Source organism: Micromonospora sp. NPDC047753 (genome assembly GCF_040642735.1).
Taxonomy (GTDB): Bacteria; Actinomycetota; Actinomycetes; order Mycobacteriales; family Micromonosporaceae; genus Micromonospora.
Genome location: NZ_JBEYSL010000002.1, coordinates 39,743 through 46,015 on the forward strand (window position 1 = coordinate 39,743; position 6,273 = coordinate 46,015).

7 protein-coding genes are annotated in these 6,273 nt (G+C 71.1%); 6 read left to right on the forward strand and 1 reads right to left on the reverse strand.

Annotation, left to right across the window (positions count from 1 at the left end; genetic code table 11):
- The first annotated feature begins 10 nt into the window (after positions 1-10).
- The 5 genes from ABZ749_RS00415 to ABZ749_RS00435 all read left to right on the forward strand — a co-directional run bounded on the left by ABZ749_RS00415 (position 11) and on the right by ABZ749_RS00435 (position 4,188).
- On the forward strand, positions 11-940 hold the full coding sequence (locus ABZ749_RS00415) for an aldose 1-epimerase family protein (RefSeq protein WP_357221120.1): 930 nt from the start codon (positions 11-13) through the stop codon (positions 938-940).
- Positions 940-1,542, forward strand: a complete 603-nt coding sequence (locus ABZ749_RS00420; protein WP_357221123.1) for a nitroreductase family protein — start codon at positions 940-942, stop codon at positions 1,540-1,542. Before ABZ749_RS00415 ends, ABZ749_RS00420 begins: the two co-directional genes overlap by 1 nt.
- A gap of 187 nt (positions 1,543-1,729) precedes the next feature.
- Positions 1,730-2,035, forward strand: coding sequence for a type II toxin-antitoxin system VapB family antitoxin (locus ABZ749_RS00425; protein WP_030329612.1), 306 nt, complete (start codon positions 1,730-1,732; stop codon positions 2,033-2,035).
- A gap of 44 nt (positions 2,036-2,079) precedes the next feature.
- Positions 2,080-3,243 carry an acyl-CoA dehydrogenase family protein gene (locus ABZ749_RS00430; protein ID WP_357221126.1) on the forward strand — a complete coding sequence of 388 codons (1,164 nt, stop codon included), beginning with the start codon at positions 2,080-2,082 and terminating at the stop codon, positions 3,241-3,243.
- A gap of 99 nt (positions 3,244-3,342) precedes the next feature.
- Positions 3,343-4,188, forward strand: a complete 846-nt coding sequence (locus tag ABZ749_RS00435) for a DUF4230 domain-containing protein (RefSeq protein WP_357221129.1) — start codon at positions 3,343-3,345, stop codon at positions 4,186-4,188.
- A 123-nt stretch (positions 4,189-4,311) separates the two neighbouring features.
- Here ABZ749_RS00435 and ABZ749_RS00440 read toward each other — a convergent pair whose 3' ends face one another.
- Complete coding sequence (locus ABZ749_RS00440) at positions 4,312-4,521, reverse strand: PspC domain-containing protein (RefSeq protein ID WP_030486383.1); 210 nt, start codon at positions 4,519-4,521, stop codon at positions 4,312-4,314.
- 371 nt (positions 4,522-4,892) lie between these two features.
- Here ABZ749_RS00440 and ABZ749_RS00445 point away from each other — a divergent pair.
- A partial coding sequence (locus tag ABZ749_RS00445) for an L-serine ammonia-lyase (protein WP_357221132.1) occupies positions 4,893-6,273 on the forward strand: 1,381 nt, incomplete at its 3' end.

Genomic DNA, 6,273 nt, shown 5'->3' on the forward strand with positions numbered 1-6,273 from the left:
TGTCGCCGGCATGGAAAGCCCCGATCCGCGCCCGTTCTCCGGCGCCCAGTGGACCATCTCCGCCGCCGGCCACGAGGCCGTCATCGTGGAGGTCGGCGGTGGGCTCCGGACGTACCGGCACGACGGTGTCGACCTGCTCGACGGGTACCGGGCCGACGAGGTCTGCCCCGGCTGCACCGGGCAGGTGCTGGCACCGTGGCCGAACCGGATCCGCGATGGTCGCTACTCGTTCGACGGGCGGACGCACCAGCTTTCGCTGACCGAGCCGGAGCGGCACGTGGCCATCCACGGGCTGGTCAACTGGGTGCCGTGGCAGTTGCTGGAGCAGTCGGCGGACGCCGTGACGGTCGGATACGACCTGCCGCCGCAGCCCGGCTACCCGTGGCCGCTGCGGCTTCGCAGCCGGTGGAGCGTCGACGCGGACGGGCTGCGCGCCGAGCACGAGGTGACGAACATCGGCGGGGAGCTTGCCCCGTTCGGCTTCTCCGTGCACCCGTACCTGCAACTGCCGGGCGTCGCGGTGGACGACCTGGTGATGCGGCTGCCCACCCGCAGCCGCGTGCTGGTGGACGGTCGACTGCTGCCGGTGGGGGTCACCCCGGTGGCCGGCACCGAGTACGACTGGACCAGCCCTCGCCGGATCGGCGCTGCCGTGCTGGACTCCTGCTTCGGCGAGGTGGTCCGGGACGCCGACGGCGGTTCGTCGGTGAGCCTCGCCGCGCCGGACGGTTCGGCCGGGGTGAGCATCTGGGCGGACGCCGAGTTCGGCTGGTGGCAGGTGTTCACCGGGGACGCCCTCACCGGCGAGCGGCACCGCCGTTCGGTGGCAGTCGAGCCGATGACCTGCCCACCGGACGCGTTCCGGTCGGGCAAGGACCTGCTCACCCTCAAGTCCGGCGCGACCTGGCGAGGTGCCTGGGGCATCCGCCCCGGCGCCTGATGGAGTTCGCCGAGGTCGTCCGCCGACGGCGGATGGTGCGCAACTACGACCCGGACCGCCCGGTCCCGCCCGACGTGGTGGACCGGGTGCTCGACCACGCGGTCCGCGCGCCGTCGGCCGGCTTCGCCCAGGGCTGGGGTTTCCTGGTGTTGGAGGAGTTGGCCGATCGGGAGCGGTTCTGGGCGGCCACCACACCCGATGGTGGTGGGCGGGAGCGTTGGCTCGCGGGCATGCGCCGGGCACCCCTGATCGTGGTGCCGCACGCCAACGAGTCGGCCTACCTGCGGCGGTACGCGGAGCCGGACAAGGGCTGGACGGATCAGTCCACGGACCGGTGGCCGGTGCCGTACTGGCACGTGGACGCCGGCTTCGCGGCGTTGCTGATGCTGCTCACCGCCGTGGACGAGGGGCTGGGGGCGTGCTTCTTCGGCATTCCACAGCAGCGGCTCGCCGCCTACCGGGACGCGTTCGGCGTGCCGGCGGAGTACCAACCCATCGGTGCCGTCACAATCGGTTACCGTGCGGCCGACCATCGGTCACCATCGTTGCGCCGCGGACGTCGTCCAATGGACGAGGTGGTGCGGCGCGGTCGGTGGAACTGACACGGACGTCCCGTTAGTCCGGTTCAGGATCGGACGAGCGATAGCGAAACTGACATCAGGGAGCAGAACGTAGCGTGCGCTGGGCGGCTAGGCTGGCACGGTCATCGGTGCCGCGCCGCGCGGTGCCCGCCGCGGCCCGGCTCGGCGCCGTCGGTCGGCCCGGCCACGGGGAGGGGAGCGTGCCGTCGTGATCTTCAGAGCGGTCCGGGACGGGCGTCCCTATCCGGAGCACAATCTGACGCTCAAGCAGTGGGCGGAGATCCCGCCGAGGCCACTGCGCCTGGATCAGATGATCACCACCAAGCGCGAGCTGGCGCTGGACAAACTCCTCGCCGAGGATTCGACCTTCTACGGTGACCTTTTCCCGCACGTCGTGCAGTGGAACGGCGGGCTCTACCTGGAGGACGGGCTGCACCGGGCGCTGCGCGCAGCCCTCCAGCAGCGCAACCAGATCCACGCGCGGGTGCTGGTGCTCTCCGAGCCCATCGAGTGACGAGCCCTTCTTTCCCGCGCTGAGCCTTCGTTAGGGTGGCGTCCATGACCGCTGCGCTGGATCTGCTCGACCTGGACCCGTCGCTCAGCGAGGAGGAGCGGCAGATCCGCGACGTCGTCCGCCAACTCGTCGACGACCGGGTGCGACCCCACGTCGCCGACTGGTACGAGGACGGCCGGGTGCCCGCCCGGGACCTGGCCCGTGAGTTCGGCAAGCTCGGCCTGCTCGGCATGCACCTGACCGGCTACGGCTGCGCCGGCGCCTCCGCTGTGGCCTACGGTCTGGCCTGCCAGGAGTTGGAAGCCGGCGACTCCGGCCTCCGCTCCCTGGTCTCCGTGCAGGGATCGCTCGCCATGTACGCCATCTGGCGCTACGGCAGCGAGGAGCAGAAGCAACGGTGGCTGCCGTCGATGGCCACCGGTGAGGCGATCGGCTGCTTCGGCCTGACCGAGCCGGATCACGGCTCCGACCCCGCCTCGATGGCCACCCGGGCCCGCCGTGACGGCGACGACTGGGTGCTCACCGGCGGGAAGATGTGGATCACCAACGCCCCGATCGCGGACGTCGCGGTGATCTGGGCGCGCACCGACGAGGGCGTACGGGGTTTCGCCGTACCCATGGACACCCCCGGCGTCACGGCCCGCGAGATCCGCCGCAAGATGTCGCTGCGCGCGTCGGTGACCGGCGAGATCGTGCTCGACGACGTCCGGCTCCCGGCCGACGCCCAACTACCCGAGGCGGTCGGGCTCAAGGCGCCGCTGAGCTGCCTCACCGAGGCCCGCTACGGCATCGTCTGGGGCGCGGTGGGCGCGGCCCGCGACTGCCTCGAAACCACACTGGCGTACGCGACCACCCGCACCCAGTTCGGTCGCCCCCTGGCCGGCTTCCAACTCACCCAGGCGAAGCTCGCCGACATGGCCGTCGAGTTGGTGAAGGGGCAACTGCTCGCGCTGCACCTGGGCCGGCTCGCCGACGCCCGGCGACTGCGGCCCGAGCAGGTCAGCGTGGGCAAGCTGAACAACGTGCGGGAGGCGCTGGCCATCGCCCGGCAGTGCCGCACCATCCTCGGCGCCAACGGTGTCTCCGGCGAGTACCCGGTGATGCGGCACGCCAACAACCTGGAGAGCGTGCTGACCTACGAGGGCACCTCCGAGATCCACCAACTGGTCATCGGGCAGCGGCTGACCGGGCTCTCCGCGTTCGCCTGACCTGCTCGTTTGTCACTTCCTGGCGCTCGCCGCGCGACTGTCGTATCGGGGCCGTACCGTCATTGACAGACGACGTGTCTGACGAGGACGGTGAGCGTGATGGCCCGCGACGCTGGCAGCAACGAGCCCACGAGAGAGTTCCCCGGTTACCCGACCGGTGACGATCTCAAGGCGCGGTCGACCGCGACACCCGGGTGGACCACGGATACGCCGGGTGACCCCGGCGAGCCGGCCGGTCCCGGTGGGCCTGGAGGTCCCGGTGGCCCGACGAGCGGTGGCGATGGCCCCGGCGGTGGCGGTGGCGGTGGGGCGGCCCGCGGTCTGCTCCTGCTGCTCGGCGCCGCCGCGCTGGCCGTGGTCGTGCTGCTCGGCATCCAGGCGACCGGCATTCTGCCGGAGTTCCGCAACCCGTTCGCCAAGGAGCAGACCGACCGCAGTCAGCCACCGCTGCTGAAGTCGATCCAGGACCTCAGCCGCTACGTGGCCGCGGAGGGCAACTTCCAGGTCGTGGTCGACACGCAGAACGACAGGCGCAACGTTCCGGACTTCCTGCTCAACGAGCGCACCCTGTTCGTCGGGGCCGGCAGTGTCGAGGCGTACGTCGACTTCACGAAGATCGGTGAGGGCGCCGTCGTCCAGTCCGCCGACGGCAAGTCCGTCGAGATCAAACTGCCCGCGCCGCAACTCGGTGAGACCAACCTCGACATGGAGAAGAGCTACGTCTTCGCCGAGCAGCGCGGTCTGCTCAACCGACTCGGTGACCTGGTCGGCAACGACCCCAACCGGCAGCAGCAGGTCTACAAGCTCGCCGAGGACCGGATCACCGCCGCCGCCCGGGACAGCGGGCTCTCGGCCCGAGCCGAGGAGAACACCCGCAAGATGCTGGAGGGGCTGCTCCGCTCCCTCGGCTACCAGCAGATCACTGTCACCTACATCGCCCCCTGACCTGCCCTCCGTACGCCGAAGCGCCCGCCCCGACCTCCGTCGGAGCGGGCGCTTCTGCGTGGTGTCCCCCTGGCTCACGGCCCGGGAGGGCTGGCGGCCGATCCCGTGGGGGTGCCGGGCGGATCAGTGTCCGGTGGACGCGAGGTAGCGGTCCTCGTTCGGCATCAGCACCCACAGGATCAGGTAGACGATCACCTGCGTGCCGGGCAGCAGCAGCGACAGCAGGAACAGCAGCCGGACCATTCCGGCCGACATACCGAACCGCCGCCCGAGACCAGCGCAGACACCAGCGATCATGCGCCCCTCGCGGGGCCGAACCAGTTTGCGACTCATCGTCGTACTCCCACTCTGCGGCGGTGCGCCGCGTCTGCAATCCACGGTAGAAAGGGATGGCCACCTCGCCCTCGGTCCCGAGGAGGAGCGGCGACCCGTGGACCCGTAGGTGCTTTACCCGGGCAACCCCTCGCTGACGCCTCCCCGAGCCGCCCGCCGCGGCCAGGCGCGGCGGGGCGGGAGACGGTGGTCGGGTGTTCACGTCCCGGACCGGGTGGCGGGTGAGCTGGGCAGGTAGGCTGGCTGATCGGCCTTCCACACCCCGGGAGGCCGGCACCCATACCCCGGACGGTCACGAGCGGGGCCGCCAGACCGGCGGTCACGACCCGGCCGGGTCCCGTACGCCGGGACGACGGCGAGGAAGCGCAGCCATGATCAGTGTTTTCGACCTCTTCAGCGTCGGTATCGGGCCGTCCAGCTCACACACCGTGGGGCCGATGCGGGCCGCGCGGACGTTCGTCGGAGGGCTGAAGGCCGACGGACTGCTCAGCGACACGGCGCGGGTGCAGGCCGAGCTGTTCGGCTCGCTGGGTGCCACCGGGCACGGCCACGGCAGCGGTCCTGCGGTGCTGCTCGGGTTGGCCGGCGAGTCGCCGGAGACCGTCGACACGGACACCGTCGGTCCTCGGGTGGAGCGGATCCGGGCCGAGCGGCGGATCAACATCCTCGACGCGCACGAGATCGACTTCGACCCGGATCGGGATCTGACGCTGCACCGCCGCCGGTCGTTGCCGTACCACCCGAACGGCATGACCTTCGCGGCGTACGACCGGGCCGGCGCCGAGCTGCGCAGCCGCACCTACTACTCGGTGGGTGGCGGGTTCGTGGTGGACGAGGCGGCTGCCGGGGCGGACCGGATCAAGCCGGACAGCACCGTGGTGCGGTACCCCTTCCTGACCGGGGCGCAACTCCTCGACGTCACCACCCGCACCGGGCTGTCGATCAGCGAGGTGATGCTCGCCAACGAGCGTTCCTGGCGTAGCGAGGCGGACATCCGGGCCGGTCTGCTGGAGATCTGGCGGGTGATGCAGGAGTGCGTGCGCAGCGGCTGCGAGCGCGACGGCGTACTCCCTGGGGGGTTGAAGGTCCGGCGGCGCGCGGCGGAGCTGCGGCGTGGCCTGGAGGCGGAGGCCGGGTCGGCCGACCCGCTGCACGTGATGGACTGGGTGACCCTGTTCGCGCTGGCGGTCAACGAGGAGAACGCCGCTGGTGGCCGGGTGGTCACCGCGCCGACCAACGGCGCGGCCGGGATCATTCCGGCGGTGCTGCACTACTACACCCGGTTCGTGCCGAACGCCGATGACGAGGGTGTGGTGCGGTTCCTGCTGACGGCGGGCGCGATCGGTGTGCTGTTCAAGGAGAACGCCTCGATCTCGGGCGCCGAGGTGGGCTGTCAGGGTGAGGTCGGTTCGGCGTGCTCGATGGCGGCGGCGGGGCTGGCCGAGGCGCTCGGTGGCACCCCGGAGCAGGTGGAGAACGCGGCCGAGATCGGGATGGAGCACAACCTCGGGTTGACCTGTGACCCGGTGGGTGGCCTGGTGCAGATCCCCTGCATCGAGCGGAACGCGGTGGCTAGCATCAAGGCGATCACGGCCGCCCGGTTGGCGTTGCGCGGCGACGGGGTGCACAAGGTGTCGCTGGACAAGGTCATCAAGACCCCACTGGCGTACCTGCCGGTGGGGGTGGAGCTGGCCGAGGCCCGGGACTACGCCGCCGCGAAGCCGGCCGAGTTCACCGACCGGGCCCGCGCGT